Source organism: Pseudomonas alvandae (genome assembly GCF_019141525.1).
GTDB classification, from domain to species: Bacteria; Pseudomonadota; Gammaproteobacteria; order Pseudomonadales; family Pseudomonadaceae; genus Aquipseudomonas; species Aquipseudomonas alvandae.
Genome location: NZ_CP077080.1, coordinates 1,983,684 through 1,998,508 on the forward strand (window position 1 = coordinate 1,983,684; position 14,825 = coordinate 1,998,508).

A 14,825-nucleotide genomic window follows, 5' to 3' on the forward strand; every position below is an offset into this window, starting at 1 on the left:
ATGCACGTCATCAACGATAGCGATGCCTACCCCAGCGAACGGGAAGCCGTGCAACGCCTGGCGCCTCAACCGAGCTCGATTCGCGACACCGGCCTGACTGACAGCTTCCTCGGCGAACTGGTGTGCAAACACCTGCATGACGCCGGCGTGCTGGACATGACGCGGCTGGTGGAACGCCTGGCCCTGACCGGCGCGGTGCTCGAAGAAGTGCTGGCGTTCCTGCGCAAGGACGGGCGAGTCGAAGTCCTTGGCCAGATGGGCCAGTCCGGTGGACAAACGCTGCGCTATGGCCTCACGGAACGCGGCCGCAGTTCTGCCCGCGACGCCTTGGCTCGCAGCGGCTACATCGGCGCCGCGCCGTTTCCGGTCAGCACCTACCGCTCGCTGATCAAGATCCAGACCATCCACCATGGTCGCATCACCGCCAAGGACATGAACCAGGCCCTGGCCGGCATGGTGCTCAGCCAAGGCATGCTCGATCAACTCGGCGTCGCCCTCAACTCCGGCCGGGCGATCATGATCTACGGCCCGGCGGGCACCGGAAAAACCTACGTCAGCAGCCGGTTGATCCGGTTGTTCGCCGAGGCCATCTGGGTGCCCCATGCCATCGTCATCAACGAGTCGGTGATCGAGATCTACGACCCGCAGGTGCATCAACGCCTGGATGACAGCAGCCAAACCAACAACCTGATGCTCAACGAAGGCATCGACCGTCGACTGTTGTGCTGCAAACGCCCGATCGTCATCACCGGCGGCGAGTTGAGCATGGAACAGCTGGACGTGCGCTACGACCCGTTTACCCGGCAATACCAGGCGGCCCTGCAACTCAAGGCCAGCAACGGCCTGTTCATCATCGACGACATGGGCCGCCAGCGCATGGCCCCGGCCGAGCTGCTCAATCGCTGGATCGTGCCGATGGAAGAAAAACGCGACTTCATCAACCTGGGCGGCGGGCGGCATTGCGAGCTGCCGTTCGACCTGGTGCTGGTGTTTTCCACCAACCTCAACCCCCTCGAACTGGCGGACGAGGCCTTCCTGCGGCGCATCGGCTACAAGGTCCAGTTCGGTTATCTCAAGCCCGACGAATACGAGCGCATCTGGCGCCAGGAGTGCGAACGCCTGGGCATCCCGTATGACCCGCTGCTGGTGCGCTATGTGCTGCAGCGGCTGTATGCAAGCGAAGGCATGCCATTGGTGCCTTGCCATCCTCGCGATCTGTTGAACATGGCGCTCGACCGCCAGCGTTACCTGGGCGGTTCCGGGCCCCTGTTGCCGCAAGAGCTGGAATGGGCCTGGCACAACTACTTCGTTCAGCTCGACTTCCTTTGATCTGGAGATACCGACATGAGCTCTCGTACGCTTCCGCTGATAGGCGTTTCCCTGGTAATGGGCCTTGGTGCCGCATGGATGGCTGACTCCTGGCTGAGCGCGCGACTCAACGCGACCCCCGATGATCACTTGCGAAGCGTGGTGGTCGCGACGGTGGAAATCCCCTTCGGGCAAATGGTCGAGGCCCAGCAGGTCACGACGGTGCGCATGCCCATGGACACGATTCCGGACGATGCTTTCGACAGCAGCGACAAGGCCGTGGGCAAGATTGCCACGTTCGACATCCTGCGTGGCGACATCGTACGCGGTGCCCGTCTGAGCGAGCATCTGGGCGGCAGCACCCTGGCCTCGCTGATCGCACCGGACAAACGGGCGATATCGGTGCGCGTGGATGATGTGGTCGGCGTCGGCGGATTCCTGTTGCCGGGCAACCGGGTCGATGTCCTGGCGACCAAGACCACTAACGCCGGCAGCAACAACGCGACATCCCGGACCCTCCTCGAAAATCTGCGGGTGCTGGCGGTGGACCAGACCGCGGGCACGGACAAGACGCAACCGGTGGTGGTGCGGGCCGTGACACTGGAGATGTCCGCCAGCGAGGCGGAACTGCTGGTCACCGCGCAGACCGAGGGCAAGCTGCAACTGGCCCTTCGCAACCCCCTGAACCTGGAGAAAAAAGCCGTGGCCGTCGCGCCGCCAGCCCCTGCGCCGGTCATGGCGGTGGCCGCCGCGCCGGTGCCAAGACCCGTAGTGCAGCGCAGTGCCAAGCCCCAGGGCGGCGCGATCACGTTGATCCGTGGCGTTGAAAGCAGCGTGATCAATGTCCGCTAGGTGACTTTCCCGTGCCGGGCCCCATAGGGCAGGGCGATACCGATCCTCAACGTTGTAGATGAGGGCTCGATGATGAATGCCAAGATCCGGCAGCCGTTGACGCTGCCACGACGCCAGGGAGGGGCGGTGAGTGTACTGATGGTGATCGCCATGGCGGCCATCGCCATGACGGCGGCGTTGGCCCTGGACGGCGGGCATATGCTGCTGAACAAGACCCGCCTGCAAAACGCGGTGGATGCCGCCGCCTTGGGGGGCGCCAAGACCCTGAGCCAGGTCAAAGGCAGCATGAACATGGCCAGCACGACCCGCACGGCGGCCCTCGACACGCTGAGCAGAAATGCCAGCGCCGTGGGCAACACCGAACTGGCCACCGCCGTCGCTGGCAATCCGGGCACGTTTGCCGCGGTTGAATTGTCCAGCAGCGTCTACGGCCCGTTCTCTTACCCCGGCCCCAGCGACGCCAAGTACGTGCGGGTGTCGGTCGCCAACTATCAACTCAACGGTTTTTTCTGGAGCTTCGTCCAATCGATGGGCAGCGGCAGCCTGGGCAACAAAGCCGTGGCGGCCATCGCCACCGCCGGCCCTAGCCCCACATCGCCTTGTGACGTCGCGCCGCTGATGGTCTGTGGCGATCCCGGCCAATATGACCCGTCCGCCGGGAATTTCTGGAGCTATCACTTCGGCGACCTGGTGGTGCTGAAGACCGCAGCGGGAAACAGCTCACCGATCGGGCCGGGCAATTTCCAGCTGCTCGATTTCGGTTCCGGCGGCAGTTCGGTGCGTGAGGACCTTGCAGGGGGCGGTTCGGTCTGTCGTGCCGTCGGGGACAACGTCCAGACTTCCCCCGGCAATACGGTCGGTCCGGCGTCCCAAGGCTTGAACACGCGCTTCGGCATCTACAACGGCCCGGTCAGTGCTTCCAACTATCCACCGGACCTGGTCACCTCTTCGAGCTCGCCAGCGATGACCTACAACGGCACGCTCGGCCAGGCGCAATACAAAGGCCAGCCTGTCACGTCGAGCAGTGGCGACCTCTCGGCAGGCGGTGAGGCGATAGCGGACTACAACGATTGGCGCACCCAAGTCGCCGCCTGCGTGGGCGGGAGCGGCAGTGGCTGCCAAAGCAACGGCGTCTTCGAGCGCCGGATGCTGAAGATTGTGGTGGGCAATTGCACCGGTAAACAGGGCGGCTCAAGCACCATTCCCGTGTTGGGTTTCGGCTGCTATTTCGTCGTGCAGCCCATGAACAGCGGCGGCACCCAGGCGCAGATCTTCGGCCAGTTCGTCCACGAATGCGAAGGCGACAATGTGCCTGGCCCGACACCCAGCAGCGACGCCGGACCGCAGATCATCCAGCTCTATAAAACCTATATCAATGGCAGCGGCACGCCGAGCACAGACTCGTAGGAGGCGTCATGAAACTTGCCCCGTTCAAATCACCCCGGGCCCAGCAAGGCGTCGCGCTGGTGGAGTTCACCCTGGTGCTGCCGGTGTTGCTGCTGCTGTTGCTCGCCTTCGGCGAGTTCGGCCGCATGCTGTACCAATACAACGTGCTGTTGCAGGCCAGCCGCGATGCCGACCGCTTCGTCGCCAGCCAGGCCTGGAATTCCACCCTTGGCGCGGTTTCCCTGAGCAGCACGCTGCAGACCCAGACGAAAAACGTCGCGGTGTATGGCGTGCCCAGCGCTTCCGGGACTGCCGTGGTGTCGGGCCTGACCACGGCGAACGTGCAGGTTGTCGCCGAAGGCACCAGCCATGTGCGCGTCACCATCACCTACACCTTCTGCCCGGTGATTGGCGCGGGCAGTTGCAGCGGATCGATCCCCGGCTTCTTCGGCAGCGCCATTGCGCTGGGCATTCCGCTGGTGGCGACCACCGTCATGAGGGCGCTGTGATGAATCGCAAGCAGATGCACGGCACCTATATCGTCGAGTTCGCCTTCGTCGGCCTGCTGGTGTTCACCCTGCTGTTCGGTGTGCTGGAAATGGGCCGGTTGTATTTCACCGTCAACGCCCTCGATGAAGCCGCGCGGCGTGGTGCGCGCCTGGCGGCGGTGTGCAACATCAGCGATCCGGTGATCCTGCGCCGGGCGATTTTCAACGCCGCGACGGATTCAGGCACCAGCCAACTGATCAGCAGCCTGGCCACCTCGAACCTGGTGCTGACGTACCTGGACGTCGACGGAGCCGTGGTGGCAAACCCCGGCGACACCTCCGGCAGCACGGGCTTCAGAGCCATCCGCTATGTCCAGCTGAGCCTGCAGAATTTCGTTTTCAACCTGTTCATTCCCGGACTGGGCGTGCCCATTACCTTGCCCACCTTCAGGGCAACCTTGCCACGCGAAAGCCTAGGGCGTCATTCCGATTCAGGGGAGATCACACCATGCTGAACACCCGGGAAACTCCGCTCACAAGCGCCACCGGCAAGGTCGGGCTGCGCATATTGATCAGCAGCCGCGATGCCGCGTCGTTGCGCGATCTGCAATGCGTCTGCCAGCGCATGCCCGGCCTTGAAGTGAGCACGCGCCTGGTCAGCAACGGCCATGTCGATCCGCTCTACGGCCTCGACCGGATGCCCGATCTGCTGCTGTTGCGGGTCAGCCATTTGTGGCGCGAGGAACTCTCGGCGTTACTGCAACGGCCGGCCCACGAGCGTCCGGCGATGTTGGTGTGCGGTCTGTTGGGCGAGCAGGAAGGCATGCGCCTGGCGATGCAGGCCGGTGCGCGAGACGTGTTGCCCGAACCTTTCGCTGATACCGAACTGGTGGCGGCCCTGAATCGCCTGGTGGCGGAAGTACGCCTCGGCAATGGGAACGAAGGCAAGTTGATCGCAGTGATCAGCGCCAAGGGCGGCTCCGGCGGCACGCTGGTGGCGTGCAACCTGGCCCAGCAACTCAGCGCCCGTTCAGGCAATACCTTGTTACTGGACATGGACCTGCAGTTCGGCAGCGTGACCCATTACCTGGACGTCGCCCAATCCCACAGCCACCTCGAAGTGCTGCAACAAGTCGAGGACATGGACAGCGTGGCATTGCGAGGCTTTTGCAGCCACTTCAGTCCGAGCTTGCACGTGTTGGGTGGCCGCGCCGGAGAATTGTGCCTGCCCCAGGATGCCCAGCCGGAACAGCTCGACGCACTCTTGCAACTGGCCCGCACCAGCTATGACTGGGTGGTGGTGGACTTGCCCCGGCAGATCGATCACCTCACCGGCTCCGTCCTTGAACAGGTGGACCGGGTCTACGTGGTGGTGCAACAGAGCGTCAGTCACCTGCGTGATGCCAGCGCGCTGGTGCGGATTCTTCGAGAAGACCTCGGCGTACGCGGCGATCAGTTGCAGATCGTGGTCAACCGCTACGACAAGTCCGCCGCGGTCAGCCTCAAGGACATCGGCGAGGCCCTGCGCTGCCCGAATATTTCGAAATTGCCCAATGACTTCAACCTGGTCAGCCAGAGTCAGAACACTGGTGTGCCGTTGGGACTGCATGCGCCAAAGGCGGCCATCACCGCCGCGTTGCGCGATTTGACCGAAGACCTGGTCGGTCACCAGATGGCGGCAGGCAAAGGCCTGCTCAAACGCGCCTTCAACCGTTTCTTCGGGGGATGACCCATGATCAGCGACTTCCGCAACCGCTTGCGCAAACAGCCCGGCAAAATCGGTGCTTCAATGGCCGCCCAGCCCGGTGACGGCCAGTCAGACTCGGCCGAAGCGTTGATGGCCTGGGAGCACGCCGTTCCCGATGTGCCTTATGAAACCCGCACCCAGGTCACCCCGGTGGAAGCCGAGTGGCGGGAAAAAATTTATCAGCAGTTGCTCAAGGTGATGGACCTGTCCTTGCTCGATGCCCTCGAACAAGTCGAGGCCACGCGGCAGATCCGTGATATTTGCCAGCGCTTGCTTGAAGAACACTCGGCGCCGGTGAGTACAGTCAGCCGGCAGTTGATCATCAAGCAGATCACCGATGAAGTGCTGGGGCTCGGCCCACTTGAGCCACTGCTGGCCGACCACAGCGTGTCCGACATCCTGGTCAACGGTTTTGCCTCGGTCTACGTCGAGCGCTTCGGCAAGCTGCAACGCACCGACGTGCGCTTCCGGGACGACCAGCATTTGCTGAACATTATCGACCGCATCGTTTCCAGCCTGGGGCGGCGCATCGATGAGTCCTCGCCGTTGGTGGACGCCCGGCTCAAGGATGGTTCGCGGGTCAACGCGATCATCCCGCCGCTGGCCATCGACGGCCCGAGCATGTCGATCCGGCGTTTTGCCGTGGACCTGCTCAACACCGACAGCCTGATCCAGGTAGGCACCATGACCCCGGCCATTGCCTTGCTGCTCAAGGCCATTGTCCGCGGGCGCTTGAACGTGTTGATCTCCGGTGGGACCGGCAGCGGCAAGACCACCATGCTCAACGTGCTGTCGAGTTTCATCCCGCATAACGAACGGATCGTCACCATCGAGGATTCGGCCGAACTGCAACTGCAACAACCCCACGTAGTGCGCCTGGAAACCCGGCCCTCGAACATCGAGGGACGAGGCGAGGTGAGTCAGCGCGAACTGGTGCGCAACAGCCTGCGGATGCGCCCGGACCGCATTGTCATCGGCGAGGTGCGTGGCGCCGAAGCGCTGGACATGCTCACGGCGATGAACACCGGCCACGACGGTTCGCTGACCACCATTCACGCCAACACCGCCCGCGATGCGTTGGGTCGTGTCGAGAATATGGTGTCGATGACCGGGGCGACCTTTCCGATCAAGGCCATGCGTCAACAAATTGCCTCGGCCATCGATGTGGTGATCCAGTTGGAGCGTCAAGAAGACGGCAAGCGTCGCGTCACCAGCATTCAAGAGATCAACGGCATGGAGGGGGAGGTCATCACTATGACCGAAATCTTCTCCTTTGCGCGCCACGGCATCGGTGAGCACGGCGAGGTCCTCGGTGAATACAAGCCCAGTGGCATGATCCCGGCCTTTCGCGATGTACTGGCCAAGCGCGGCATCGAATTGCCGCTGAGCATGTTCCGTCCTGAATGGATGGAGGGCCGGCAGTCATGAAAGGTATCCCGGGCGAATTCATCCTGATCTTCCTTGGCATGGTGTTCATTGCCGTGTTCCTGCTGTCCCAGGGCGTGGTGGTGCCGGTGTTCGGCGAGGCCGGGAAAATGCGCAAGCGCATTCGCGGTCGCTTGCTCGTCCTGGAGAAAGCCAACCACCTGCCGAACATGCAGACCGTACTGCGGCAAAAATACCTGACGCGCCTGTCTCCCCTGGAAGCCCGGCTGGAACAGCTGCCGTTCATGGCCAACCTGACTCAGTTGATCGAGCAGGCCGGTCATGAGTACCGCGCCTATCGGGTGATGTTGCTTGGCCTGGCCATTGGCGCGGCGGTGGGTGCCTTGGTGTTGATGGTCTGGCCGATCTGGTGGGTGGCGCTGTTGGTGGCGTTTGCCGTGGCCTGGTTGCCGGTGCTGAAAATCCTGCGCGATCGCAACAAGCGTTTTGCCGCGTTCGAGGAAGGTTTGCCGGACGCCCTGGATGCCATGTGCCGGGCCTTGCGCGCCGGCCATCCCTTCAACGAAACCCTGCGCCTGGTCGCCGAGGAGCATAAGGGGCCGGTCGCCCAGGAATTCGGCATGACCTTCTCCGACATCAACTATGGCAACGACGTGCGCAGAGCCATGCTCGGCCTGCTGGAGCGCATGCCGAGCATGACCGTGATGATGCTGGTGACGTCGATCCTGATCCACCGCGAGACCGGCGGCAACCTGACCGAAGTACTGGAACGCCTGAGCCGGTTGATCCGTGGGCGTTTCCGTTTCCAGCGCAAGGTCCGGACGCTGTCGGCCGAAGGGCGTATGTCCGCCTGGGTGCTGGTGGCGATTCCTTTCGTGCTGGCGATCGCCATCGTGGTGACCAGCCCCAGTTACATGCCGGTACTGGTCAATGACCCCATCGGCCACAAGCTGATCTTCGGCGCGTTCTGCGCCATGTTGGTGGGGATTTTCTGGATCCGGAAGATCATTCGGATCCAGGTCTAACGCTGTTGCGCCCAGAGGTATCGGTCATGGACTTTTTGCTCGGGTTGTTCAGTCGATTCACCGGGAACGAGGAGCTTGCGCGCCTGCTGTTCGTCACCGTGATTGGCGTCAGTACGGTGTTGGCGGCCGGTGCCGTGCTGTTGATGATGCTGGGTCTGCAAGACCCGGTGCAGCGTCGGCTGGCGTTGATCAAGCGCGGTTATGCCGGTAGCGCGACGGGGCAGGAGGCGCCCGGTAATCTGCAACTGCTACTGGAGCGAGTCGGCCAGCGCTTCGCCTCGACCGACACGACCCAGACGTCCGCGACCCAGACGTTGCTGACCCATGCCGGTTATCGATCCGCTTCGGCGGTGCAGATGTATTGGGCGGTGCGCCTGATGCTGCCCCTGGTGATGATCGGCGTTGCCTTGTTGTTGCTGCCGATGGTCAAGGTCTCACTGGCCATCGGCCTGCTGGCGGTGGTCCTCATGGCGGGCATTGGTTGGCTGGTGCCGGCGCTCTATGTCGGCAAGCGCAAGAACGCACGGCAAGGTCGGCTGCGCGCCGCATTTCCGGATGCGCTGGACCTGATGGTGGTCTGCGTCGAGTCGGGCCTGGCCTTGCCCACCACCATCGAACGGGTGGCTGAAGAAATGTCCGTCAGCCAGGTCGAGCTGGCCGAGGAACTGGCGCTGGTCAACGCGCAGATCCGCGCGGGCATCACCAGCACCGAGGCGCTCAAGCAACTGGCCGTGCGCACCGGCCTGGAGGACATCCAGGGCCTGGTCAGCCTGTTGGCGCAAAGTATCCGTTTCGGCACCAGCGTGGCCGATACCCTGCGGATCTACGCCGATGAGTTCCGCGACCGGCGGACCCAGGCTGCCGAAGAAATGGGCGCCAAAATCGGCACCAAACTGATCTTCCCGCTGATCTTCTGCCTATGGCCAAGCTTCTTCCTGGTCGCCATCGGCCCCGCCATGATCGGCGTGTTCAGGGCTTTCGGGAACATGTAGCAAGGCCGGCTTGCCGAATATGCTGTGGGAGCGGGCTTGCTCGCGAAAGCGGTGGGTCAGTCAATGCAGGTGTTGACTGTGATTCCGTCTTCGCGAGCAAGCCCGCTCCCACAGGTTTTTTGTGTTGTTGCATGCGCCAGATGTCGCCGCAGAACCGATGTGGGAGCGAGCTTGCTCGCGAAAGCGGTGGGTCAGTCAATGAAGATGTTGGCTGTAATTCCGTCTTCGCGAGCAAGCTCGCTTCCACAGGTTTTTGTGTTGTTGCATGTGCCTCATGTCCACCCCGGATCCAGTGTGGGAGCGAGCTTGCTCGCGAAAGCGGTGGGTCAGTCAATGAAGATGTTGGCTGTAATTCCGTCTTCGCGAGCAAGCTCGCTCCCACAGGTTTTTGTGTTGTTGCATGTGCCTCATGTCCACCCCGGATCCAGTGTGGGAGCGAGCTTGCTCGCGAAAGCGGTGGGTCAGTCAATGCAGGTGTTGGCTGTGATACCGCCTTCGCGAGCAAGCTCGCTCCCACAGGGTTTTGTGTTGTTGCATGTGCCTCATGTCCACCCCGGATCCAGTGTGGGAGCGGGCTTGCTCGCGAAAGCGGTGGGTCAGTCAATGAAGATGTTGGCTGTGATACCGCCTTCGCGAGCAAGCTCGCTCCCACAGGTTTTTGTGTTGTTGCATGTGCCAGATGTCGCCGCAGAACCAATGTGGGAGCGAGCTTGCTCGCGAAAGCGGTGGGTCAGTCAATGAAGATGTTGGCTGTAATTCCGTCTTCGCGAGCAAGCTCGCTCCCACAGGGTCTTGTGTTGTTGCATGTGCCAGATGTCGCCGCAGAACCAATGTGGGAGCGAGCTTGCTCGCGAAAGCGGTGGGTCAGTCAATGCAGGTGTTGGCTGTGATACCGCCTTCGCGAGCAAGCTGAACTGGTCAAGTAATCCCGGACACCGATTACGGTGTTTATGCCGCTTTTTGCTCCATGGCTATTGGCGACAGGTAGTTGTTGTAGCTGTGGAGCCTAGTGCGGTTGTAGTACATGAAGAAACGCACCATGTCCGTTTTTGCCTCCTCGATCAGGCCATAGCCGTTGCGAGGTACCCACTCTGACTTTAGCGTGCCAAAAAAGCGCTCAGTTGGAGCGTTGTCCCAGCACTGCCCTCGATGGCTCATGCTTTGCAAAATGCCGTGGCGCGTCAGTTCTTCTTGAAACTTGCGACTGGTGTACTGACATCCTTGATCTGAGTGAAACATCAGCCCAGGAGGACACGTTCGTACTTCTGTCGCCATGCGTAGCGCTTTGCTGACCAAGTTGGCGTCATTAACCAGAGAAAAAGCCCAGCCAATGACCCTGCGAGCATACAAATCAATCACGATGGCCAGATGAAGCCAGCGTTTGCCCACCATCAGACTGGTCACGTCGCCACACCAAACCTGATCGATTGCCGCCGGTTTGAAGTTGCGTTTTAGCCGATTGGGCGCGACAAATGCCTCCACGCCTCTGGATCTGAAGGGGTGGGGCTGACGTTGTTTACTGACAATGTTGGCCTCCCTCATCAGCGCTCGAACAAGGCTCCTTCCAGCTGTTATTTTCTGAGCCTTCAGGCCTTTGCTAATCATTCTGGAGCCCATGGCTTCGCGGCTTTCGCTGTGCAGCTCAACGACTTTCAACCTGAGTTCTTCACGTCTGATCCGCGGCTTGGCCCGCCGTTGAATCCACTCATAAAAGCTGCTGCGCTTCACACCGAAAACACGACACACCACGGCCGTCGGAAATGACTCTCTTAGCTCTGCGATCATCGGAAACGATCGGGATCCGACATCAAGAGAGCGGTAGCCTTTTTTAATATTTCGGCTTCCATTTCCATGCGCTTGATCTTGGCCTTCAATTCCTGAATCTGGCGTTGATCTTCGGTAATCGCCTTGGTGCCTTTAACTGGCTGCCCCTCACGCTCCTTGCGAACCTGATCAACCCAGCGTCGCAAAGCAGTGGGCCCGATATCCAGTGATGCACACACATCTAGAACCGGGCAGTTATCATCAAGCACCATGCTGGCAGCGTGCAGCTTGAACTCGCGGGTATAGACCTTTCTTTCGTTCATGGAACCTCCAAGTTGGCGAAATCATATCGCCCTTAAGAGGTGTCCGGAATTATTAGGCCAGTTCAAGCTCGCTCCCACAGGTTTTTGTGTTGATGCATGTGCCGCATGTCCACCCCGGAGCCTGTGTGGGAGCGGGCTTGCTCGCGAAAGCGGTGGGTCAGTCAATGCAGGTGTTGGCTGTGGTTCCGCCTTCGCGAGCAAGCCCGCTCCCACAGGCGTTTAGTCAATGCCTTCAGCCAAAAGACCGCAGCCCCCGGCAACTCCCTACATCAAGCGTAGGGGTGTCGGAGGCTGCGGTCTTTATGCTTGCAACGCTTCACTCACTCTTGCTGACGTCTCCCCCCATGTCCTGGTCGAAGAACATCGGGATCGGGTAAGTAAAGCTGTTGAGCCAGCGCTGCATGGCCAGCTCGCGTTCGGCGGCCGAGGCGGTTTGCAGGTTGGTGGAGGCCACCACGCCGCGGATTTGCAGTTGCATCCAGCTCTCGGTCCCTTGCTGCGCCGCCGAAGACGGGCCTGGGTCGATCGCCCAGGCGGAAGTGGACAGGCAAGTCAGGCATACGATCAACAATTGTTGGGTCTTCATCTCTCGGACTCCTCGAAACGCTACTTGACCGCGCCGGTAGAGGCATCGACGACCTCGGTCAGGCGGTTCGATTGTGAGGTCGTTGCATTACCGGCAGAGCCGCGGATTTTTTCCGCACGGGCTTGTGCATCCGCCACCTGTTGGGGGCTCAGCTTGGCCATGCTCGCCAGTTCCGCCGCCTGCTTCCAGTTGTCCTGGTAGATCAGCAGGGTCACCATGTTGAGCGCAGCCAGCGTGTTTGACTGCTGCAGTTCCATGGCCGTCATGAACTCGAAGCGGGCTTGGGGAATCCGCTTTTGATTGAGGTAGACAACCCCCAGGTCATTGCGGATTTTTCCTTCGGTGGGCGCCATCTTTGCTGCACGTTCGAGGTGTTCCGTGGCGTTGGCGTTGTCATTCTTGGCAGCGGCCAATTGACCAAGACCATGTTCACCATCGGCAGCCAGGCAAGTTCCAAGCAGGCTTTTATACAAAGGCTCGGCCTCGCTGCGTCCCATCAGGCGCAGCACCCGGGCCTTGCGCAAACGGACCTGGACCAAGTCTTCGGGCAAGCGTTCGAGGTTCGCCAGGCTGGCATACAAGCGACCTTCATTGGCCATGTCATCGGCCAGGTTAAGGGCCAATTCCTGATCGGCGCCGGGCTTGGCGCAACTGGCCGCGCTCGACGCCACGGTGCCATGGCTGGCACAACCGGCGAGCATCAAGGTCGCCGTTATCGCAATCATTGCTTTCATCCCATGCCCCTTGGAAACCGGTTGAATGGCTGGCGCTTCGCACTGCACGTAGCGGCTCATTGGGACAGCCCGCTGCGGTTATCGAACTCGCCATGTTCAAGGAAATACATGCGGTAGAAATTCGGGTCGTAATTGCGCAGTTGCTCGCCCGGCAAAGTAGGCAGTTGCGCGTCGGCGGCCAGCGGTTGGACCAGGTGCGGGGTGACAATCATCAACAGCTCGCGCTCTTCGCGGTTGATGGAGTTATCGCGAAAGAACGCGCCGAGAATGGGTATATCCCCCAAACCGGGAAACTTGTTCACCTGTGAGCTGTTGCGGGTACTGATCAGGCCGCTGATGACGAAGCTTTCGCCATCGGCCAAAGCGATGCTGGTATCGGTGCGGCGCACGGTCAGGGCGGGTACCAGCGTCCCGGCGATGTTCACGGCGTTGGTGAAATCCAGCTCGCTGACTTCTGGCGCGACTTTCAACGCGATGCGGTTTTTGCCGATCACGGTGGGCGTCAGGGTCAGGCGGATGCCGAATTCCTTGTACTCGATGGACACGTTGTCGCTGCCGGCACTGGGCACGGGAATCGGCACTTCGCCACCGGCCAGGAAGCTGGCGCTCTGCCCGCTGAGGGCCACCAGGCTTGGCCGCGCCAGGGTGTAGGCGAAGCCGCTGCCTTCCAGGGCATTGATCATCAATAGCGTCTTGCCGGTGGCGAACGACAGATTGAACATATCGTTATTGACCGGCAAGGAGGGCCGGACGATACCGCCGACGGTGGGCAAGGTTCTCGGCGAGCCAAACAGGAAATTGCCTCGTGTGCCGAGAATGGAGGTCGAGGCCTCCTTGAGTTTGGTCCGGCTGACTTCGACGAAACGGATGTCGGTCTGCACTTGGGCGAGCAGCATCGGGTCGTCCGACGGCACGCTTGCTGCGCTGGTCAGTGCAGTGGTGGCTCGGCCTGTCACGAAAACCATGCTTTGACGGGGAATTTTCGAACAGGCCGTCCACACCATCAGGCTGGTGGCGCCGGGCATGAGGCCCGTAAGAATGAAGGCATCGTTGCCGCTGGGTTGCACATCGGCGATTTTCGGATCGCCCACCGCCAGCTTTGTGACGGGAGCAAGAATACGCAGCTCGCTCTGCAGGCCCTGGCCAACCTCGAAGGTGGCGGGCAAATTGTCCAGTTGGGAACAACTGTCCGCCGCAGCGTAAGCCGCATCCAGGCCGAGGCCCATCCAGAACAAACCATGAACAAGGTGTTTCAACGCGGGCACAGTACGATAGCTCATAAAATGATCCTCGACAGACAGGCCGTCCCTAGGCTAACCAGTGCCTCGGATCATTTATGGGGCCCGGGCTGCCCCCCCATTTTCATCAAATCACTCAATGTCGCCGGCAATTGGCCTGGGGCACATTGGACGTCCTGACTGGATGGCACGCGGTACTCAGCACATCTTGAAACGCCCTTGATAGCCGGGCTGGCGAGCAGAACGACGGTTGCCAATCAGGTCGGCTATGGATCGGTTCGCCTGTTCCCTGCTCGCTTCTGATTGACAGTAGTTCAACGCTGGCAAAGCGCCACGGCGTTTGTGAAAAAAACGTCTAAAAAGTGACGGGGGCGAAAAGCATGGGGTTGAGTGCGTCAATAATTTGTCTTTCGCTGTTATTCTGCAGGACAAATCCCAGGCGCCGCCATCAACAAAAAGCCGCAAAAAAGCCCGCAGGGTTAAACCGTGCGGGCCTTTGCATTGCTGCTTGCGATCAGTGCTTGCTGTCCTGATCCGACATTGCCAGCAATTGTTTTTCCTGGTTCCAATCGAAGGGCTCGTCGTTTTGTTCTGCTTCGAAACGACGCTCCTCCAGGGCCTGGTACAGACTGATTTCTTCGTCGGGCATGTAGTGCAGGCAATCACCGGCGAAATACCACAGCAGGTCGCGGGGGACCAGGTGGGCAATCTGGGGATAACGGACGATCACCTGGCACAGGAGATCCTGACCCAGGTACTGGCTTTCGATCGGGTCGACGGGCAGTTGCGCGCGCAGGTCATCAAAGCGCTCCAGGAACAGCGCATGGCTTTCTTCGGGAACCTGTTCGGCCTCACCCACAGCGACCAGGATGCTGCGCAAGTGGTCAAGCAAGACAAGGTGATCGGCAACGACATTGGACACGAGATAAGTCCTCAAGAGCAAAACGGGCGCAGGAGTATAAAGTGCCTGCGCCTGCTTTTACATGCTAGTGATCA

Annotated in this window: 15 protein-coding genes; 9 read left to right on the forward strand and 6 right to left on the reverse strand. The window is 60.8% G+C overall.

What is annotated here, in order from left to right; translation table 11 throughout:
• The 9 genes from KSS97_RS08835 (at position 1) to KSS97_RS08875 (ending at position 9,184) form a co-directional block, all read left to right on the forward strand.
• Positions 1 to 1,329: a DUF8689 domain-containing protein gene (locus tag KSS97_RS08835; protein ID WP_198798365.1), complete on the forward strand. Its 1,329-nt coding sequence runs from the start codon at positions 1 to 3 to the stop codon at positions 1,327 to 1,329.
• A 15-nt stretch (positions 1,330 to 1,344) separates the two neighbouring features.
• Positions 1,345 to 2,160 carry a Flp pilus assembly protein CpaB gene (gene cpaB, locus KSS97_RS08840; RefSeq protein ID WP_198798364.1) on the forward strand — a complete coding sequence of 272 codons (816 nt, stop codon included), beginning with the start codon at positions 1,345 to 1,347 and terminating at the stop codon, positions 2,158 to 2,160.
• A 69-nt stretch (positions 2,161 to 2,229) separates the two neighbouring features.
• Entirely contained in the window at positions 2,230 to 3,567 is a 1,338-nt protein-coding gene (locus KSS97_RS08845) for a Tad domain-containing protein (RefSeq protein ID WP_030138424.1), read from the forward strand.
• Positions 3,568 to 3,575: 8 nt separating this feature from the next.
• The gene (locus KSS97_RS08850) at positions 3,576 to 4,055 is read left to right on the forward strand and encodes a TadE/TadG family type IV pilus assembly protein (protein WP_030138423.1); all 480 of its coding nucleotides are present in this window, start codon (positions 3,576 to 3,578) and stop codon (positions 4,053 to 4,055) included.
• Positions 4,055 to 4,549 (forward strand): TadE family protein, encoded by a 495-nt coding sequence (locus tag KSS97_RS08855; RefSeq protein ID WP_030138422.1) that lies wholly within the window; start codon positions 4,055 to 4,057, stop codon positions 4,547 to 4,549. Before KSS97_RS08850 ends, KSS97_RS08855 begins: the two co-directional genes overlap by 1 nt.
• A complete protein-coding gene (locus KSS97_RS08860) occupies positions 4,543 to 5,763 on the forward strand; it encodes an AAA family ATPase (RefSeq protein WP_198798363.1) in 1,221 nt (406 codons plus the stop codon). Before KSS97_RS08855 ends, KSS97_RS08860 begins: the two co-directional genes overlap by 7 nt.
• 3 nt (positions 5,764 to 5,766) lie before the next feature.
• The gene (locus KSS97_RS08865; RefSeq protein ID WP_217861470.1) at positions 5,767 to 7,209 is read left to right on the forward strand and encodes a TadA family conjugal transfer-associated ATPase; all 1,443 of its coding nucleotides are present in this window, start codon (positions 5,767 to 5,769) and stop codon (positions 7,207 to 7,209) included.
• Positions 7,206 to 8,192, forward strand: a complete 987-nt coding sequence (locus KSS97_RS08870; RefSeq protein WP_198798362.1) for a type II secretion system F family protein — start codon at positions 7,206 to 7,208, stop codon at positions 8,190 to 8,192. Before KSS97_RS08865 ends, KSS97_RS08870 begins: the two co-directional genes overlap by 4 nt.
• Before the next feature lie 26 nt (positions 8,193 to 8,218).
• On the forward strand, positions 8,219 to 9,184 hold the full coding sequence (locus KSS97_RS08875; RefSeq protein ID WP_030138418.1) for a type II secretion system F family protein: 966 nt from the start codon (positions 8,219 to 8,221) through the stop codon (positions 9,182 to 9,184).
• A 948-nt stretch (positions 9,185 to 10,132) separates the two neighbouring features.
• On the opposite strand, the gene KSS97_RS08880 is transcribed toward KSS97_RS08875, so the two are convergent.
• From KSS97_RS08880 to KSS97_RS08900, 6 genes are all read right to left on the reverse strand, one after another.
• Positions 10,133 to 10,969: an IS3 family transposase gene (locus KSS97_RS08880; protein ID WP_202600572.1), complete on the reverse strand. Its 837-nt coding sequence runs from the start codon at positions 10,967 to 10,969 to the stop codon at positions 10,133 to 10,135.
• The gene (locus KSS97_RS28345) at positions 10,966 to 11,271 is read right to left on the reverse strand and encodes a transposase (RefSeq protein ID WP_181286468.1); all 306 of its coding nucleotides are present in this window, start codon (positions 11,269 to 11,271) and stop codon (positions 10,966 to 10,968) included. The genes KSS97_RS08880 and KSS97_RS28345 overlap by 4 nt, the downstream gene beginning before the upstream one ends.
• A 316-nt stretch (positions 11,272 to 11,587) precedes the next feature.
• On the reverse strand, positions 11,588 to 11,857 hold the full coding sequence (locus KSS97_RS08885; protein ID WP_030137680.1) for a DUF3613 domain-containing protein: 270 nt from the start codon (positions 11,855 to 11,857) through the stop codon (positions 11,588 to 11,590).
• A gap of 20 nt (positions 11,858 to 11,877) precedes the next feature.
• Positions 11,878 to 12,591 (reverse strand): tetratricopeptide repeat protein, encoded by a 714-nt coding sequence (locus KSS97_RS08890; RefSeq protein ID WP_030137681.1) that lies wholly within the window; start codon positions 12,589 to 12,591, stop codon positions 11,878 to 11,880.
• Between the two features lie 56 nt (positions 12,592 to 12,647).
• On the reverse strand, positions 12,648 to 13,871 hold the full coding sequence (locus KSS97_RS08895; protein ID WP_030137682.1) for a type II and III secretion system protein family protein: 1,224 nt from the start codon (positions 13,869 to 13,871) through the stop codon (positions 12,648 to 12,650).
• Positions 13,872 to 14,343: 472 nt separating this feature from the next.
• Positions 14,344 to 14,751 carry a PA2817 family protein gene (locus KSS97_RS08900; protein ID WP_030137683.1) on the reverse strand — a complete coding sequence of 136 codons (408 nt, stop codon included), beginning with the start codon at positions 14,749 to 14,751 and terminating at the stop codon, positions 14,344 to 14,346.
• Between the last annotated feature and the right edge of the window lie 74 nt (positions 14,752 to 14,825).

What these genes read in the sequence shown, in the direction of transcription:
- KSS97_RS08885 (WP_030137680.1), bottom strand. Translation starts at nt 11,857, where the DNA reads ATGAAGACCCAACAATTGTTGATCGTATGCCTGACTTGCCTGTCCACT.
- KSS97_RS08880 (WP_202600572.1), bottom strand. Translation starts at nt 10,969, where the DNA reads ATGATCGCAGAGCTAAGAGAGTCATTTCCGACGGCCGTGGTGTGTCGT.
- KSS97_RS08870 (WP_198798362.1), top strand. Translation starts at nt 7,206, where the DNA reads ATGAAAGGTATCCCGGGCGAATTCATCCTGATCTTCCTTGGCATGGTG.
- KSS97_RS08890 (WP_030137681.1), bottom strand. Translation starts at nt 12,591, where the DNA reads ATGAAAGCAATGATTGCGATAACGGCGACCTTGATGCTCGCCGGTTGT.
- KSS97_RS08860 (WP_198798363.1), top strand. Translation starts at nt 4,543, where the DNA reads ATGCTGAACACCCGGGAAACTCCGCTCACAAGCGCCACCGGCAAGGTC.
- KSS97_RS08850 (WP_030138423.1), top strand. Translation starts at nt 3,576, where the DNA reads ATGAAACTTGCCCCGTTCAAATCACCCCGGGCCCAGCAAGGCGTCGCG.
- KSS97_RS08865 (WP_217861470.1), top strand. Translation starts at nt 5,767, where the DNA reads ATGATCAGCGACTTCCGCAACCGCTTGCGCAAACAGCCCGGCAAAATC.
- KSS97_RS08895 (WP_030137682.1), bottom strand. Translation starts at nt 13,871, where the DNA reads ATGAGCTATCGTACTGTGCCCGCGTTGAAACACCTTGTTCATGGTTTG.
- KSS97_RS08835 (WP_198798365.1), top strand. Translation starts at nt 1, where the DNA reads ATGCACGTCATCAACGATAGCGATGCCTACCCCAGCGAACGGGAAGCC.
- KSS97_RS08845 (WP_030138424.1), top strand. Translation starts at nt 2,230, where the DNA reads ATGATGAATGCCAAGATCCGGCAGCCGTTGACGCTGCCACGACGCCAG.
- KSS97_RS08855 (WP_030138422.1), top strand. Translation starts at nt 4,055, where the DNA reads ATGAATCGCAAGCAGATGCACGGCACCTATATCGTCGAGTTCGCCTTC.
- KSS97_RS28345 (WP_181286468.1), bottom strand. Translation starts at nt 11,271, where the DNA reads ATGAACGAAAGAAAGGTCTATACCCGCGAGTTCAAGCTGCACGCTGCC.
- KSS97_RS08875 (WP_030138418.1), top strand. Translation starts at nt 8,219, where the DNA reads ATGGACTTTTTGCTCGGGTTGTTCAGTCGATTCACCGGGAACGAGGAG.
- cpaB (WP_198798364.1), top strand. Translation starts at nt 1,345, where the DNA reads ATGAGCTCTCGTACGCTTCCGCTGATAGGCGTTTCCCTGGTAATGGGC.